Below are 16,140 nucleotides of genomic sequence, written 5' to 3' on the forward strand. Positions count from 1 at the left end.
ATGGCCGACACCGCAGAGCTGCCGCAGCTGATCGAAGCGGCCCGCGCCGCGCGCGAGAACGCCCATGCCCCCTATTCCAAATTCAAGGTCGGTGCGGCGATCCTCGGCAACTCGGGCCGCATCTTCGCCGGCTGCAATGTGGAGAACGCGGCCTATCCGCAAGGACAATGCGCGGAATCGAGCGCCATCGGCGCCATGGTCACCGCCGGCGACCGCCGCATCCGCGCCATCGTCGTGATGGGTGGCGAGGCGGGGGCGGAGGAGATCTGCACCCCCTGCGGCGGCTGCCGCCAGCGCATCCGCGAATTTGCATCCCCGGACACGCCGATCCACATCTGCGACCCGGCCGGCCTGCGGCGGAGCTTTCCGCTGGAAACCCTGTTGCCCGAATCCTTCGGCCCCACCAATTTAGCCTTCTGAGCGGAGTTTCCCGACATGACCGCAGCCCGCGCCGCCGCGGACATCCTCCACCGTGCCTCCGGCCATCGGCCGCGGGTCGGCATCGTGCTGGGCTCCGGCCTGGGCGGCATCGCCGACCGCATCGCCAACGCGGTTGCCATTCCCTACACCGACATCGCCGGTTTCCCGATCCCCAGCGTGTCCGGCCATGCCGGTCGGCTGGTGGTGGGACAGCTCGGCGGGGTCGAGGTCGCCTGCATGCAGGGCCGCGTCCACGCCTATGAGGGCAACGGCTTCGATGCGCTGAAGACCGCGGTGCGGGCGCTGAAGCTGACGGGTTGCGACACACTGGTGCTGACCGCCGCCGTCGGCTCCCTGCGGCTGGAGGTCGGACCCGGCCGGCTGATGGCGATCAGCGACCATCTGAACCTGCTGGGCAGCAACCCGCTGACCGGTCCGAACGACGAGGCCTTCGGCGAACGCTTCCCCAGCATGACCGATGCCTGGAATCCGGAACTGCGCGGCCTGCTCAAGGATGTCGCCGCCGGCCTGTCCATCGATCTGGCGGAAGGCGTCTATGCCGCCTATCCCGGCCCGTCCTTCGAGACGCCGGCCGAGGTGCGGATGATGAAGCTGCTGGGCGCCGACGCGGTCGGCATGTCCACCGTTCCCGAATGCATCGTCGCGCGCCATTGCGGCCTGCGGGTCGTCGGCTGTGCCGTCGTCACCAATCTGGGCGTCGGGCTCGGCGACGGGCCGGTCGACCATCACCAGACCCTGACCGCCGCCTCGGCGGCAGCCGCCGACCTGGAGCGCCTGCTGGTCGGCTTCCTCGAACGCCTGCATGAGAAGGACGGGTCCCGGTCATGAAACTGTCTGCCGACCTGCAAAGCGCGCTGGACGCCAGCGCCAACGCCCCGTCCGACGCCGATCTGGCGCGCCGTGCCGTGGGCATGCTCGACCTCACCAGCCTGAACGGCGACGACAGCGACCGCGTGGTGCAGGATCTCTGCGCCCGCGCCGTCACGCCCGTGGGGCCGGTCGCCGCCGTCTGCGTCTGGCCGCGCTTCGTCCCCACCGCCCGCAAGGCGCTGGAGGGCACACCGGTGAAGATCGCCACCGTGGTCAATTTCCCGACCGGCGAGGCCGACGCCGCCTCGGTGGCAGCGGAGACCCGGCGGGCCATCGCCGACGGGGCCGACGAGATCGACGTGGTTCTGCCCTACAAGGCCTTCATCGACGGCGCCCGCACCCAGCCGATCAATGTCGTGAAGGCCTGCCGCGAGGCCTGCGGCGACAAGGTGCTGCTGAAGGTGATCCTGGAATCGGGCGCCTTCCCCGACGCCGACCTGCTGGCCTGGGCCTCGCGCGACGCCATCGCCGCCGGCGCCGACTTCCTGAAGACCTCCACCGGCAAGACTCAGCCGGCCGCGACCCTGCCGGCCGCGGCGGTGATGCTCGACAGCATCTATGAATCGGGAAAGAAGGTCGGTTTCAAGGCGTCCGGCGGCATCCGCGACGCGGCGGAGGCGGCGCGCTATCTGGCGTTGGCCGACCATATCCTGGGGGATGGCTGGGCGACGCCGCAGACCTTCCGCTTCGGAGCCTCCAGCCTGCTCGACGCGCTGCTGTCGGCCGCCGGTCATGGCGAGCAGGACGGCGAACGGGAGGGCGAACGCGAGCCTGCCCCGGCGGGAGGGTACTGAGGCATGCTTCCGCAGGAAATCGTCCGCGCCAAGCGCGACGGCCAGCCGCTGGACGCCGCCACCATCCAGGACTTCGTCCGCGGCCTCACCGACGGCCGCGTGTCGGAGGCCCAGGCATCGGCCTTCGCCATGGCCGTCTTCTTCCGCGGCATGAGCCTGGACGAACGGGTGGCGCTGACCCGCGCCATGCGCGATTCGGGCACGGTGATGGAGTGGAGGTCGCTCGACCTGCCCGGTCCGGTGATCGACAAGCATTCCACGGGGGGCGTCGGCGACAAGGTCAGCCTGATCCTGGCGCCGATGCTGGCCGCCTGCGGCGGTTTCGTGCCGATGGTGTCGGGCCGCGGCCTCGGCCACACCGGAGGCACGCTCGACAAGTTCGAGAGCATCCCCGGTTACCGCGCCAAGCCCGACAACGAGCTGCTGCGCCGGGTGGTGAAGGAGGTGGGCTGCGCCGTGATCGGCGCCACCGACGACATTGCCCCTGCCGACAAGCGGCTCTACGCCATCCGCGACGTGACGGCGACGGTCGAATCGCTCGACCTCATCACCGCCTCGATCCTGTCGAAGAAGCTGGCGGCCGGGCTGGACGCGCTGGTGATGGACGTGAAGTTCGGCAGCGGCGCCTTCATGCAGCGCTTCTCGGATGCCGAGGCGCTGGCCGATAGCATCGTCACGGTGTCGAAGGGAGCCGGCCTGCCGGCGGTGGCCCTGCTGACCGACATGAACGAGGTGCTGGGCCGCAGCGCCGGCAATGCGCTGGAGATGCTGGAATGCCTCGCCATCCTGCGCGGCGAACCGGCGGACCCGCGGCTCTACGAAGTGACGGCGGCGCTGGCCGCCGAACTGCTGGCGCTGGCCGGGCTGGCGCCGGACGCCGCGGCGGGCCGCGCGATGGCCGACCGCTCCATCGCCAGCGGTGAAGCGGCGGAGCGCTTCGCCCGCATGGTGGCGGCGCTGGGCGGGCCGGCCGACCTGCTGGAGCAGCCCGACCGCCATCTGGAACGCGCGCCCATCGTCCGCCCGCTGTTCGCCGAACAAGCTGGCTTCGTCGGCGCCATCGACACCCGCGGGGTCGGCATGGCGGTGGTTGCGCTGGGTGGCGGCCGGACCAAAACGACCGATGCCATCGACTTCGCCGTCGGCTTCGACGCGGTGGCCGGGCTGGGCGACGCGGTCGGACCGGGCGACCGTCCGCTGGCGATCCTGCACGCCCGCAGCGAGGCCCAGGCCGACGAGGCGGAACGCCGCCTGCGCGCGTCGGTCACGGTGACGGACACGGCGCCCGCGCGCGGGCCGCTGATCGCGAAGCGTCTGGGGTGAGGTGCACTTAACTCCTTCTCCCCCCTGGAGAGAAGGTCGGGATGAGGGGGGTCGGCGTAGCCGAAGAGAGCCACGAAGCGGATCCCCCTCACCCTAACCCTCTCCCCGGGGGGGAGAGGGGATCCGGGATGTGAGACAGGACCCTACCGCCGGAACAGGAACTCGCGGCCGACCTTCACGCGGCGCTCGCCGTCATACTCGATGATGTCGGCGGTCGCGTAGGTCTCGGTCCAGCGTTCGGGCAGGTAGCTGCCAGTGCCGATGATGTCCACCGGCGCGTTGGCTTCCGCCATCAGCCGGCACTTGGCCGGGCCGAAGCCGCTGCTGGCGACGATCTTCACCGCCGGGAAGCCGGCATCGTCCAGCCGTTCGCGAACGTAATGGATCGCCGCCGCCGACACGCCGGTGCCGATCAGGTAGCGCAGCTGCGTCTCGTCGCGATAGCCGCGGATGGCGTGCGGCGCATGTCGCTCCAGCACGGCGTAGGAGCCGGGCGGGTCCAGCCCCTCGACGAAGCGGCCGCCGGGGGTGTCGAGCCGCAGCGACAGCTTGCCCTGGGCGGCCAGTTGCGGGAAGCGGCGGCAGACCTCCAGCCCGTCGGTGATCTCGCGGCCGAAATAATCGACCAGCACGGTCAGGCCCAGGTCGGGGAAGGTCTCGTGGAACATCTCCGCCGCGCGCACGGTCGATCCGGCATAGCCGATCAGGGCGTGCGGCATGGTGCCCATGCCCTTCTCCTGACCGAAATAGGGGGCGGTGGCGTCGGTGGCGTTGCCGATGAAGCCCTTGGCGCCGACCTTGCGCTTCGCCCGGTCGGATCCGACGGAAGCGGCATAGGCCATCATCTCCGCCATCTCCGTCCCGGCACAGTGACGGGCGTCCATGGCGAGGAAGGCGACCTTCGGCAGGTCGGCGCACATGGTGAAGGCATTGTAGGCGGCGACGCTGGCCGGACCCAGCTTCTGCAACAGGATCGTCTCGCAATCGACCAGATGGTAGAAGGAGCCGGTGATGTACATGATCGGCTCGCCGGCGCCGACCCATTTGCCCTCGGGGTAGTTCAGCTCGATCTGGAAGCCGGTGTTGCGTTCGCGCGCCACCGCCTCCAGCCACTCCACCGCAAGGCGCGGGGCGCAGACCACGGGACGCCGCATGAAGATGGCGTAGGTCACGGTCTTGTCGCCGAACTTGCCCACCGCTTCCTTCGTGCGGCGGAAATAGGTGTCCGTCCAGTCGGGAACCGAGGCGGAGGGCGGGAGAAGAGCCGTCGGCCCATGTCCGGCCTTCCGGCTGCCGGCCGCTTGGTTGCCAGCTGAACGGTTGTCGGTGTCGCTCATACCCGTCACCCTCGCCTTTCGCCCCTGTCTGCACATGGCTCTGCACATGGTTCCACGCATCGGTCTGCGCATGGCGTTGCAGTGCTTCGTCGTCATGGTCCGGCCCCCGGACAGGGCAGCCGGCCGGTTGTGTTGGTATCCCAGCATTATACGTCCCGGCCGGACGGGGGAAGAGGCTTCCCATCCGGCCAACCCGTGGTGGATGGCTGCGTTGCATTTTCTGCGGGAAGCAGGATTGCGGCCGTCATTGAATACATCGACTGCCGCCGAAGGCTACACCGCAAGTCCGCAGTCGAAATCCGGCCGTCCTTCGACAATCAAAGGAAAAATCCACTAAAATACCTTTATTTGACCTACCACTTCCGCGCTTTTAAGGTTTCACGCACCGGTTCGTCGGCAACATCCAGGCAGAGCGGAATGAGCAAGGCAGCAATGTCCGCGGAATTGGAATTCGCCGAATCCAACCGGAGCGGCCTGCCCTCCTTCGATGGCACCGGGAACCGGATCGTCCTGGCCTTGCTGGGTCTGATGCTCGCCTTTGCCGGCGCCGGGGTCGGCGGTGTGCTGCTGCTGCGTCCGGCCCCCGCCCAGGGCGCCCATCCTCCGGCGCGGGTCGAGCTTTCGCCAGCCGTCTATGCCGCCCTGCCCACTTTGACCATCACGCTGAACGACGGCCGCCGCCTGCAGGAATTGCGGCTGCGTGCCGTGCTGGAATTCGATCCGGCAACCCCGATGGAGGCGGTGACGCCCCACCTGCCGCGCATCGCCGATGCCATGGGCCGGCGCCTGCTGGAGGTCGATCCGGCCGAACTGCGCGGGGCCGACGGGCAGGTCTACATCAAGGACGCGCTGCGCTACGTCGCCAACAAGACCATGCGCCCACTGAAGCTTCGACAAGTCCTGATCCAGGACATGCTGCTGCGCTGAGGGCGCGCTTCCCAACACCCCGCACCTCCCCATATGCTGCCGGTCCACAGTGAACAGGCCCCCGACCGTTCGCAGGAACCGTCCGGGGGAATTGTTTGCAGGATCAGGGTCCAGTTGCGGAAGGAGACGGCCGTGGCCGAGTTCGATTTCGACCTCTTCACCATCGGGGCGGGGTCCGGCGGCGTCGCCGCCAGCCGGCGCGCTGCGTCCTATGGCGCCAAGGTGGCGATCTGCGAAGGCAGCCGCGTCGGCGGCACCTGCGTGATCCGTGGCTGCGTGCCGAAGAAGCTGCTGGTCTACGCCGCCCAGTTCCGCGACGGCTTCGAGGACTCCGCCGGCTATGGCTGGAGCGCGCCCATGCCGTCCTTCGACTGGGAAACGCTGATCGCGCGCAAGGACAGCGAGATCGACCGGTTGAACGGCATCTACATCAATATGCTGAAGAATTCCGGCGTCACCCTGTATGAGGGGTTCGGCCGGATCGTCGACCGCCATACGGTGGAGGTCGACGGCAAGCGCTACACCGCCCGCAACATCCTGATCGCCACCGGCGGCTGGCCGACGCTGCCGCAGGTGGAGGGGATGGAGCATGCCGTGACCTCCAACGAGGCGCTGCATCTGGAAACGCTTCCCCACTCCGTCCTGATCGTCGGGGGCGGCTACATCGCGGTGGAGTTCGCCAGCATCTTCCGCGGTCTGGGTGCGGAAGTGACTTTGATGATCCGCGGCGACGATCTGCTGAACGGTTTCGACGACGACATCCGCGTCGCCCTGGCGCAGGAAATGAGCAAGCGCGGCATCAACATCATCTCGCGCTGCAAGCCGGCGAAGCTGGAAAAGGGCCCCGGCGGCTATACCCTGACCGACCATATGGGCCGTGAACATTCCGCCGGTCTGGTGATGGCCGCCACCGGCCGCCGGCCGAACACGAAGAATCTGGGCCTGGAAGAGGTCGGCATCGCCCTGGACGAGGCCGGTGCGATCCCGGTCGACGAGTGGTCGCGCACCTCCGTCGACAACATCTATGCCATCGGCGACGTCACCGACCGCATGGCGCTGACCCCCATCGCCATCGCCGAGGGCCGCGCCCTGGCCGAGACGCTGTTCAACGACAACCCGATGCACATCGGTTACGACAATGTGCCGACCGGCGTGTTCTCGCTGCCGCCGCTGGGCACCGTCGGCCTGACCGAGATGCAGGCACGGGAGAAGTACGCGAAGGTCGACATCTACAAGGCCGGCTTCCGTCCGATGAAGCACACCCTGTCCGGCCGCGACGAGCGGGTGCTGATGAAGTTGGTGGTGGACGGCGAAAGCCAGCGCGTGCTGGGCTGCCACATGATGGGCATGGACGCGCCCGAGATGATGCAGGCACTGGCGATCGCGCTGAACTGCGGTGCCACCAAGCGCGATTTCGACCGCACCATCGCGCTTCATCCCTCCACCGCGGAGGAATTCGTGCTGATGCGCGAGAAGGCGGAGCCGGAAAAGAAAATCTGAGCGGACAGCCCTGCCGCAAGGCATCGGCAAACCTTCCGCAACGGGGCCATGAGTGGAGTCTTCCGCTCATGGCACCCGGTGTATGCCAATAAGGACCGGAAATCCCTGGACCTTGGCCGATTGTGGTACCTACCATGGCGGCACGAACAATTTTTCCAGGGAATGGCTCCAAACATGCGTGGAATTTTTGCAGCGGCTGCCTGCGTTGCGGCGTTCGCCTCGGTCGGTGCGGCTCAGGCCCAGACCAAGATCGGCGTGTGGGACGTCAAGATCGACAAGGACTGCGCCATCACGCAGGAGTGGAAGACGGACTCGAAGGACACCGCGACCATCGCCCTGGCCTATACCAACAAGGGCCAGGCGATGGTTCTGATCTTCGGCGATTCGGCCTGGAAGCTGAAGGAGAAGGAAGATCTCTCGATCTCCCTGTCGGTCGACAAGAAGTGGAGCGACAAGGTTCCGGGTGCCGCCATCGACAAGACGATGGCCGTCGTCGGCATCCCGGCGACCTCCAAGGCGATCGACGCCCTGATGAACGGCCGCGAGCTTTACATGGAGATCGACGGCAAGGGCGACGATTACGCCTACACCTATTACCTCGACGACACCCGCAAGGCTATTTCTGCCCTGGAAGCCTGCCGCGCCCAGGCGCAGTAAGGTCTCCGCCGACACAGGCCGGTGTCTTCAGACACCGGTCGGCAAGGACGCCCACCCGGATGTGAAATCCGGCGTGGGCGTTTTGCTTCACGATCATGGCCTATACGGGCTTCCTCTATACGGAAGGCAATCGTTCCCGCCGCCATTGTGATCCATCCGGCATAGCACTCCGAAACAGGCATTCTTCCTGGAACGCTTCTAAAAATCCTGGGTTGAGGACATGAAGCGATCCGGTCCGGACCCGGTCGCCCCGATCCGCGGCCCCTGCAAGGCGGGCCATCTGACCCAGGAGGAATTCCTCGCATGTTCATGCACAACAAAAAGCTCATGTACACGGTCCGCGTGTCCGAGCCGAATCCGGTGCTCGCCAGCCTGATGCTTGAACAGTTCGGCGGCCCGCAGGGAGAGCTGGCTGCGGCCATGCGCTATTTCACGCAGGGTCTGGCCGATGAGGATCCGGGCCGCAAGGACCTGCTGATCGACATCGCGACCGAGGAATTGAGCCACCTTGAAATCATCGGGTCCATCGTGGCGATGCTGACCAAGGGCGCCAAGGGCAAGCTGGCCGAGGGTGCGGAGGCGACCGCCGACCTGTACGCCAACATCACCCAGGGCAATGGCAGCCACACCCTGTCGCTGCTGTATGGCGGCGGTCCGGCCCTGGTGAATTCGGCCGGGCATCTGTGGACCGGCGGCTATATCGACAGCATCGGCGAACCGACGGCCGATCTGCGCTCCAACGTCGCGGCGGAAGCGCGCGCGAAGATCATCTACGAGCGCCTGATCAACGTCACCGACGATCCCGGCGTGAAGGATGCACTGGGCTTCCTGATGACCCGCGAGATCGCCCATCAGAAGAGCTTCGAAAAAGCGCTCTACGCCATCGACAACAACTTCCCGCCGGGCAAACTGCCGGGCAAACCGGAATACACCGACAAGTATTACAACACCAGCCAGGGCGAGGGCGACATGCGCGGCCCCTGGAACCAGGGCGCCCAGTGGGAGTTCGTGGACGTCAAGATGGGCGACGCCCCGGTCAACGGCGGCGACGGCAACCCGACGGTCAAGCTCGCCGCGTCGGAACTGGCGGCAGTCAATGCCGTGGCCGCCCGCACCATGTCGAAGCCGGACTCCGATCCGCTGACCGGCGCCGACCTGGGCGCCGGGCCGGGCGCCGGCAAGACCAAGAGCACCACCTGAGGCTAATGGCGGAGGCTGATAACAGGCTCCTCCGGCATCGCCGTCCCCGTCACTGTGCGGGGACGGCGGCCTCTTCCTCGCGCCTGTGCAGGCCCATCAGCCAGGTCAGCAGGCACAGGGCCGGAATGGCGCCGGCCATCGACAGCAGGAAGAAGCTGACCCAGTCCATCCGCTCCGCCAGCCAGCCCGACGAGGCGCCGAACAGGTCCCCGCCCAGCTTGTACAGGCTGGACAGCAGCGCATACTGGGTCGCCGTGTAGGCAACGTTGCACAGGCTGGACAGGTAGGCGACGAAGGCCGAGGTGGCGATGCCGCCGCAGACATTCTCCACCGCCACGGTGACCGCCAGCATCGACACGTCGTTGCCGCTCCAGGCCAGCAGGACATAGCCGAAGTTCGACACCATCTGCAGGATGCCGCCGATCATCAGGCCGCGCAGTACGCCGACCTTCCCCACCAGCAAGCCGCCCAGCAGGCCGCCGGCGATGGTCGCCCACAGGCCGAACAGCTTGCTGACGTTGGCGATTTCCACCTTGGTGAAGCCCAGGCTGATGTAGAAGGTCGAGGACATCTGGCCGGCCAGAACCTCCCCCAGCTTGTAGCTGGCGATGAAGGCCAGGATCACCACCCAGCCGCGCCGCTCCGTGAACTGGGCGAAGGGCGCCACCACCGCACCGTAAATCCAGGCGAGAAGCACGGCGTTGCGGCCCGACAGATGCGGCCGGCGGCCCAGCCATTCGGCGATCAGTTTTTCGCGGGCGTTCGGCGGCGGCTCCTTCGGTTCGCGGCACAGCAGGACGGTCGCCATACCGACCAGGACCAGCCCGGCCATCACCTCGTAGGCCGTGCGCCAGCCGTGGAATTGCGCGATGTAGAGGGCGCCCGCCCCCGCCGCCATCATGCCGAAGCGATAGCCCAGCACCAGAACCGCCGCACCGGCGGCCTGCTGGTTCTCCTCCAGCACCTCGACGCGATAGGCATCGACCACGATGTCCTGGCTGGCCGAGCAGAAGGCGACCAGCACCGCGCACATGGCGGTCCACCACAGAATCCTGCCCCGGATCGGTGGTCCCAAGCCCCAGCAATGCCGCGATCAGCGCCGCCTGCGCCGTCAGCGCCCAGCCGCGACGACGCCCGAACAGCCGCGTCATCACCGGCAGGCGCAGCCGGTCGATCAGCGGCGCCCACAGGAATTTCAGCGCATAGGGCATGGTGACCAGCGCGAACAGCCCGATGTTGGTCCGGCTGACGCCCTGCTCGGTCAGCCAGACATTCAGCGTGGCGCCGGTCAGCGCCAGCGGCAGCCCTTCGGAGAAACCGAGGAACAGGATCGCCAGCACGCGCGGGTCGCGGTAGACCGCCAGGGCCTGCCCCCAGGAGGACAGGCGCGTTGTCCGCCAGGATGTCGGTTTCACCGGGAAGGCTCCTCTCGGGGGATGGTCCATTGCCCCCGATGTATAAAGGCCGCGGGCATCCGCCGCCAGCGGCCCCTGCCGATCCGGTCCCTGCCCATCGGGCAGGAGCGCAAGGGTCCGACGCGAATTTCCTTTCATCTGAAATCACCCCCGGTGGCAGGCGGCCTATGCCCGCGGCACAGCATTGCCGGCAAGGGAGCCGAAACTATGGAAAAGTTTCCTCGAGTCGCGCTATAGAGTACCTCCCACGGGTTCAGCCGCCGGTCGTTCGCCGCCCGCCCGGCCCCCGTTCCGCAATCGTCAAGGAAGAGCAGGCGCGTCATGGTCGAGCGTTGGACACCCGCCAGTTGGAGGACGAAACCGGCGAAGCAGTTGCCGACTTATCCCGACCTGTCCAAGGTCGAGGCGGTCGAACAGCGCCTGTCCTCCTATCCGCCGCTCGTCTTTGCCGGCGAGGCCCGCCGTCTGAAGGCCAAGCTGGCCGAGGCCGCCGCCGGCCAGGCCTTCCTGCTGCAGGGCGGCGATTGCGCCGAGAGCTTCGCTGAGTTCCACCCCAACAACATCCGCGACACCTTCCGCGTCCTGCTGCAGATGGCCGTGGTGCTGACCTTCGGCGCCTCGATCCCGGTCATCAAGGTGGGCCGCATGGCCGGCCAGTTCGCCAAGCCGCGCTCGGCCGACATGGAGACCATCGACGGGGTGGACCTGCCGTCCTACCGCGGCGACATCGTCAACGGCTTCGACTTCACCAGCGACGCCCGCGTTCCCGATCCGGAGCGCATGATGCAGGCCTACACCCAGGCCGCCGCGACGCTGAACCTGCTGCGCGCCTTCGCCCAGGGCGGCTATGCCGACCTGCACAAGGTCCATCAGTGGACGCTGAGCTTCGTCGAGAAGTCGCCGGCCGGCGAGCATTTCCAGGAGCTGGCCACCCGGCTCGACGAGACGCTGGCCTTCATGGCCGCGTGCGGCATCACCGCGGAGACCACCCCGCAGATCCGCGAGACCGACTTCTTCACCAGCCATGAGGCGCTGCTGCTGCCGTTCGAGCAGGCGCTGACCCGCGTCGACAGCACCACCGGCGACTGGTACGACGTGTCGGCCCACATGCTGTGGATCGGCGACCGCACCCGCCAGCCCGACGGCGCCCATGTCGAGTTCCTGCGCGGGGTGAAGAACCCCATCGGCCTGAAGTGCGGCCCGACCACCGACCCGGACGAGTTGATCCGCCTGATCGACATCCTGAACCCGACCAACGAGGCCGGGCGCCTGACGCTGATCGTGCGCATGGGCTCCGACAAGGTGGCGGAGAAGTTCCCGCCGCTGCTGCGCAAGGTCCAGCGCGAAGGCCGCACGGTGGTGTGGTCCTGCGACCCGATGCACGGCAACACGATCAAGTCGACCACCGGCTACAAGACCCGCCCCGTCGAGCGGGTTCTGGCCGAGGCGCGCGGCTTCTTCGAGGTGCATCAGGCCGAAGGCACCCATGCCGGCGGCGTGCATTTCGAGCTGACCGGCCAGGACGTGACGGAGTGCACGGGCGGCGCCCAGGCGATCACCGATCACAATCTGGCTCTGCGCTACCACACCGCCTGCGATCCGCGCCTAAACGCCAGCCAGTCGCTGGAACTGGCGTTCCTGCTGTCGGAGAAGCTGAAGGAAGGCCGCCAGTCCCGCGAGGCCCGGCGCCGCGCCGCGGTGGCGGCTGAGTAAGCATTGTTTCGGCAAAAAGAAAAGGGGGCGTTTCCGCCCCCTTTTTTCATGTCCCGATTACCGTTCGATTTCCTTGTTCCAGCGTTGGTTCCAATCCGGGCGCTTCTCGTTGATGACGTCCCAGTCCACCGTGACGGCGTTCTTCATGTAGCCCTGGAACTTGTTCATCTCGTCGGCGACGTCGGCCGGCGCGGTGACCTTGGTGTTGGACGGGATCTGCGCGCCGTACTGCAGGGCGGCGAGCTGCGCCTCCGGCCCGAGCAGGTAGGCGGCCAGCTTCTGCGCGGCCTCGTTGTCCGGGTTCTTGGCGACGACGCACTCGCCGACCATCAGGACGACCGAGCCTTCCTTGGGCTGGGCGTATTCCACCGGGATGCCCTTGGCCTTCAGGCTGCCGACGCCGGTCGGGGTCAGCGGGAAGATGGCCGCCTCGTTGGTCTGCACCATCTCGGCGATCTTGGCCGAGCTGGGGATGTATTCCAGCACGTTCGGGCCGATGGTCTTGCGCCAGGTGGTGAAGCCCGGATCGACATTGCCCTCGGTGCCGCCCTTGATGCGGTTGTACATCAGGAAGGCGTGCAGGCCGAAGGAGCTGCTGGCGGCCGACTGGACGACGATCTTGCCCTTGTACTTGGGATCAGCCAGATCCATCCAGCTGGTCGGCGGCGCCCAGCCCTTCTCGTCGAACATCGCCTTGTTATAGGCGAGACCGGTCATGCCCATGTTGACGCCGACCGCCATGTCGCCCTTCAGGCGCGCGGACTGGTAGACGTCGTTCAGCACCGGCGAGCTGTCCATCTTCTGGCACAGGCCCATGCCGATGGCGCGGTACATCAGCCCGTCGTCCAGGAAAACGACGTGCATCTGCGGATTGTCCTTCTGGGCCTGCAGCTTGGCCAGGATGTCGGACGAGGTGCCGGGAACCACCACCACCTTGATGCCGGTCGCCTTCTCGAAGGCGGGGAAGACGTTCTCGGTGTAGGTCTTCTCCATCGTGCCGCCATTCATGCCGATGTAGACCGTCTTGGTCTGGGCGGCAGCGGGGGTGGAGAGGGCGGCGGCGGCCGTGATGGCAACCGTGGCGAGACCGGTGAGCGACAGGGAACGCAAGGTGGGCATGCACGTCCTCCAATAGGCCAAGGGGAGAAGACTGGGGATGGGATCTTAGGCGGTCGGTTTGAAGCGGTCGATGCGGAAGGGCTCCAGCGGCATCGGCGTCCCGCCGGTCGTGACCAGTTCGGCCAGCGTCTGGCCGACGCCGGGGCCGATTTGGAACCCGGCGCCGGAGAAGCCGAAGGCGTGGAACAGGCCGGGCGTGGTTCGGCTGGGGCCGACGATCGGGTTGCGGTCGGGCGTATAGCCCTCCACCCCGGTCCAGCAGCGGATGACGTGGGCGTGGCGCAGCTGCGGGAACAGCTCCGCCGCGTCGCGCATCAGGGTCAGCACGGCGTCGCGCTGCGGCCGGGCGCGGTCGGCATCCAGCGCGAAGCCGCGCCCGCCGCCGACCACCATGTTGCCGCGCGGCACCTGCCGGCCATAGACGCCGCCGCCCTCCACCCCGATGTTGACGTCGAGGAAACGGGGCAGCGGCTCTGTCACCGCCATGTTGGGATGGAGCGATTCCAGCGGCACCGGCTCGCCGAAGGCTTCCGCCACCCGCCGGGACCAGGCTCCGGCGGTGTTCAGCAGGAAGCGGGCGCGCACCTCCAGAACGTCGCCGCTGAGCAGGACGAAGCGGTCGCCGTCCTTCTCGACCCGGTCGACCGGCGTCTGTTCGCGCACCACCGCACCCAGCCTGGCAGCGGCACGGGCGAAGGCGGGGGAGACGAGGCGCGGGTTGGCGTGACCGTCCTCCGGACAGAGCGAGCCGCCGATGGCCCGGTCGCCCAGCGCCGGCCAACGGCGGCGGAACTCCTCGCCCGTGACGATCTCCAGCCCGAGACCGAAACCCTGGCTGCGCTCGCGGTAGTCGATCAGGGAGGCAAGATCGGGTTCGCTGCGCGCCAGCTTCAGATGGCCGGAGCGGATATATTCGGCGTCGGTGCCCAGCAGCTCCGGCAGGCGGCCCCAGATGGCGTGGGCGCGCTGGGACAGCGGCAGTTGCTCCAGTGGGCGGCCCTGCCGGCGCACGCCGCCGAAATTGACGCCGCTGGCCTTGGCGCCGCACCAGTCGCGTTCCAGCAGCGTCACCGACAGGCCGGCCTGCCGCAGGAACAGCGCCGCCGACCCGCCGACGATCCCACCGCCGACGATGGCGACATCGCACTCGATCCGTTCCCGCATCACGCGACCTCCCGCCGCTCGGCACCGGCGGAGACCGGCAGCGGCTTGATCGGCGGCTGCGCCCGCAGGCGCCCCACCCCATCCGGCCCGGTGCCGAGCGTGCGGGACAGCAGCTCCACCGTGGTGGCGCTGCACATGCGGCCCTGGCAGCGGCCCATGCCGGCACGGGTCAGCGCCTTGGCGCGGTTCATCTCGCGGGCCTGTCCGCTGCGGGCGACCTCGCGCACCGCACCGGCGGTAATGCCTTCGCAGCGGCAGATCATCGTGTCGTCGGCAATAGCGTCCGCCCAGTCCGCCGGGAAGGGGAAGGCGGCCGACAGGCTGCGGCGGAAGGCGGCGATGCGGGCGAGACGACCGTCCAGCTCCTTGACCCTTGCGGCTTCGACCGGCAGCCCGCGATCCTCCAGCAGGGCCAGCGCCGCGCGCTCGCCCGCCAGTTCCGCCGCGTCGGCACCGGCAATGCCGCTGCCATCGCCGGCCAGATAGACGCCAGCAACCGAGCTGCGCCCTGCCCCGTCCCGCTCCGGCAGCCAGGCCCGGTCGGCCTCGTCGAAGCGGAAGCGGCAGCCGGCGAGGTCGGCCAGCTGGGTTTCCGACCGCAGACCAAGCCCGAAGGCGACGGCGTCGCAGGAGGTGCGCCGTTCCTGCCCACGGGCATCGCGCCAGACCAGCGCATCGACCCGCTCCGCACCCTCGGCACGCACCGGACGGACGCCGTTGTGGATCGGCACGCCGTGGGCGCGCAACCAGCCGACGAACAGCAGCCCCTTCGCCAGCGTCGCCGGGTCGCGCAGCATGCCGGCGGTGGCGCGGGCCTGGGCGGCGAAGGGCGTGGTGTCGAACACCCCCGCCACCTCGACGCCTGCCTTCAGATACTGGTAAGCGACCAGATAGAGCAGCGGCCCGGTGCCGAGGAAGGCCACCCGCCGGCCGACGGCGCAGCCCTGGAACTTCAGCGCGACCTGCGACCCGCCGAGCGTGAAGACGCCGGGCAGGGTCCAGCCGGGGAAGGGCAGCACGCGGTCGGTGGCGCCCGTCGCCAGGATCAGATGGCTGAAGGGCAGAGTCTCGCTCGCCCCATCGCTCAGCAGGTCGAGCGCGCCTGCCTCGCAGTTCCACACCAGCGTGCGTGGACGGTAGTCGACCCGGTCGCGGATCGCCGCCATGGCACGGTGAACCGCGTCGGCCTTACCGGCCTCGAACCCATACAGCGCGCTTTTCGGCCGGGTGAAGCCGCCATCCGGAGGCTGGCGGTAGATCTGGCCGCCCCAGCGCGCCGCCTCGTCGACCACCACCGGGCGCAGGCCGGCGGCGACCAGCCGTTCCGCCGCGCGGATGCCGGCCGGGCCGGCGCCGACGATGACGGGAGGGAGAAGAGATTCGCTCACTGCGTCCACTCCCCGCCGCTCAACAGGCGCATGCCGTCGGCGATGAAGGTGCCGCAGGCGCGCAGCCGCTCGCCCTCCTCCGTCCGCACCCAGCAATCCTGGCAGGCGCCCATCATGCAGAAGCCGGCGCGCGGGGTGTCGGCGAATTCCGTCCGGCGCAGCCGGTCGCCGTTGGTGAGCATGGCCGTCAGGATGGTGTCGCCCTCGAGCGCCTCCACCGGACGCCCGTCGAGGGTGAAGCGGACCACGCGCCGGCCCTGTTCGGCCACACGCTGCAGCAAAGCCATGATGA

At 68.2% G+C, this 16,140-nt stretch carries 15 protein-coding genes and 1 pseudogene; 9 read left to right on the forward strand and 7 right to left on the reverse strand.

Annotated features, from left to right (window positions below; genetic code table 11):
* From cdd to deoA, 4 genes are read left to right on the forward strand one after another with little or no spacing between them, the layout of a single operon-like run.
* Complete coding sequence (cdd, locus tag ACWPN8_RS20940) at window positions 1-420, forward strand: cytidine deaminase (protein WP_492242150.1); 420 nt, start codon at window positions 1-3, stop codon at window positions 418-420.
* Window positions 421-435: 15 nt separating this feature from the next.
* Entirely contained in the window at window positions 436-1,269 is an 834-nt protein-coding gene (locus tag ACWPN8_RS20945; protein WP_492242151.1) for a purine-nucleoside phosphorylase, read from the forward strand.
* Entirely contained in the window at window positions 1,266-2,105 is an 840-nt protein-coding gene (gene deoC, locus ACWPN8_RS20950) for a deoxyribose-phosphate aldolase (RefSeq protein ID WP_109449788.1), read from the forward strand. The genes ACWPN8_RS20945 and deoC overlap by 4 nt, the downstream gene beginning before the upstream one ends.
* Before the next feature lie 3 nt (window positions 2,106-2,108).
* The gene (gene deoA / locus ACWPN8_RS20955; protein ID WP_109449786.1) at window positions 2,109-3,428 is read left to right on the forward strand and encodes a thymidine phosphorylase; all 1,320 of its coding nucleotides are present in this window, start codon (window positions 2,109-2,111) and stop codon (window positions 3,426-3,428) included.
* A gap of 143 nt (window positions 3,429-3,571) precedes the next feature.
* On the opposite strand, the gene ACWPN8_RS20960 is transcribed toward deoA, so the two are convergent.
* Window positions 3,572-4,765 carry a nicotinate phosphoribosyltransferase gene (locus ACWPN8_RS20960; protein WP_247873170.1) on the reverse strand — a complete coding sequence of 398 codons (1,194 nt, stop codon included), beginning with the start codon at window positions 4,763-4,765 and terminating at the stop codon, window positions 3,572-3,574.
* Between the two features lie 417 nt (window positions 4,766-5,182).
* Between ACWPN8_RS20960 and ACWPN8_RS20965 the strand changes: the two genes are divergently transcribed.
* The 4 genes from ACWPN8_RS20965 (at window position 5,183) to ACWPN8_RS20980 (ending at window position 9,049) form a co-directional block, all read left to right on the forward strand.
* Window positions 5,183-5,692 carry a flagellar basal body-associated FliL family protein gene (locus ACWPN8_RS20965; RefSeq protein ID WP_109449784.1) on the forward strand — a complete coding sequence of 170 codons (510 nt, stop codon included), beginning with the start codon at window positions 5,183-5,185 and terminating at the stop codon, window positions 5,690-5,692.
* A gap of 132 nt (window positions 5,693-5,824) precedes the next feature.
* Entirely contained in the window at window positions 5,825-7,192 is a 1,368-nt protein-coding gene (gor, locus tag ACWPN8_RS20970; RefSeq protein ID WP_109453064.1) for a glutathione-disulfide reductase, read from the forward strand.
* Between the two features lie 174 nt (window positions 7,193-7,366).
* Complete coding sequence (locus ACWPN8_RS20975) at window positions 7,367-7,849, forward strand: hypothetical protein (RefSeq protein ID WP_109449783.1); 483 nt, start codon at window positions 7,367-7,369, stop codon at window positions 7,847-7,849.
* 303 nt (window positions 7,850-8,152) lie between these two features.
* Entirely contained in the window at window positions 8,153-9,049 is an 897-nt protein-coding gene (locus ACWPN8_RS20980) for a manganese catalase family protein (protein WP_109449782.1), read from the forward strand.
* A gap of 49 nt (window positions 9,050-9,098) precedes the next feature.
* Here the strand turns inward: ACWPN8_RS20980 and ACWPN8_RS20985 are convergent, their stop codons facing one another.
* On the reverse strand, window positions 9,099-10,082 hold the full coding sequence (locus ACWPN8_RS20985) for an AmpG family muropeptide MFS transporter (RefSeq protein ID WP_492242152.1): 984 nt from the start codon (window positions 10,080-10,082) through the stop codon (window positions 9,099-9,101).
* 106 nt (window positions 10,083-10,188) lie between these two features.
* Window positions 10,189-10,602: pseudogene (locus tag ACWPN8_RS20990) on the reverse strand (hypothetical protein); the annotation flags it as partial.
* Between the two features lie 183 nt (window positions 10,603-10,785).
* Between ACWPN8_RS20990 and ACWPN8_RS20995 the strand changes: the two are divergent.
* On the forward strand, window positions 10,786-12,177 hold the full coding sequence (locus tag ACWPN8_RS20995; protein ID WP_109449780.1) for a class II 3-deoxy-7-phosphoheptulonate synthase: 1,392 nt from the start codon (window positions 10,786-10,788) through the stop codon (window positions 12,175-12,177).
* A gap of 57 nt (window positions 12,178-12,234) precedes the next feature.
* Here ACWPN8_RS20995 and ACWPN8_RS21000 read toward each other — a convergent pair whose 3' ends face one another.
* The 4 genes from ACWPN8_RS21000 to ACWPN8_RS21015 are packed head-to-tail and all read right to left on the reverse strand — an operon-like array spanning window position 12,235 to window position 16,135.
* Window positions 12,235-13,296, reverse strand: a complete 1,062-nt coding sequence (locus ACWPN8_RS21000; RefSeq protein ID WP_492242153.1) for an ABC transporter substrate-binding protein — start codon at window positions 13,294-13,296, stop codon at window positions 12,235-12,237.
* A gap of 45 nt (window positions 13,297-13,341) precedes the next feature.
* Window positions 13,342-14,460 (reverse strand): NAD(P)/FAD-dependent oxidoreductase, encoded by a 1,119-nt coding sequence (locus ACWPN8_RS21005; RefSeq protein WP_492242154.1) that lies wholly within the window; start codon window positions 14,458-14,460, stop codon window positions 13,342-13,344.
* The gene (locus tag ACWPN8_RS21010; protein WP_109449776.1) at window positions 14,460-15,848 is read right to left on the reverse strand and encodes an FAD-dependent oxidoreductase; all 1,389 of its coding nucleotides are present in this window, start codon (window positions 15,846-15,848) and stop codon (window positions 14,460-14,462) included. Before ACWPN8_RS21010 ends, ACWPN8_RS21005 begins: the two co-directional genes overlap by 1 nt.
* On the reverse strand, window positions 15,845-16,135 hold the full coding sequence (locus ACWPN8_RS21015) for a (2Fe-2S)-binding protein (protein ID WP_492242155.1): 291 nt from the start codon (window positions 16,133-16,135) through the stop codon (window positions 15,845-15,847). Before ACWPN8_RS21015 ends, ACWPN8_RS21010 begins: the two co-directional genes overlap by 4 nt.
* Between the last annotated feature and the right edge of the window lie 5 nt (window positions 16,136-16,140).

The organism is Azospirillum sp. UENF 112521 (assembly GCF_058780665.1).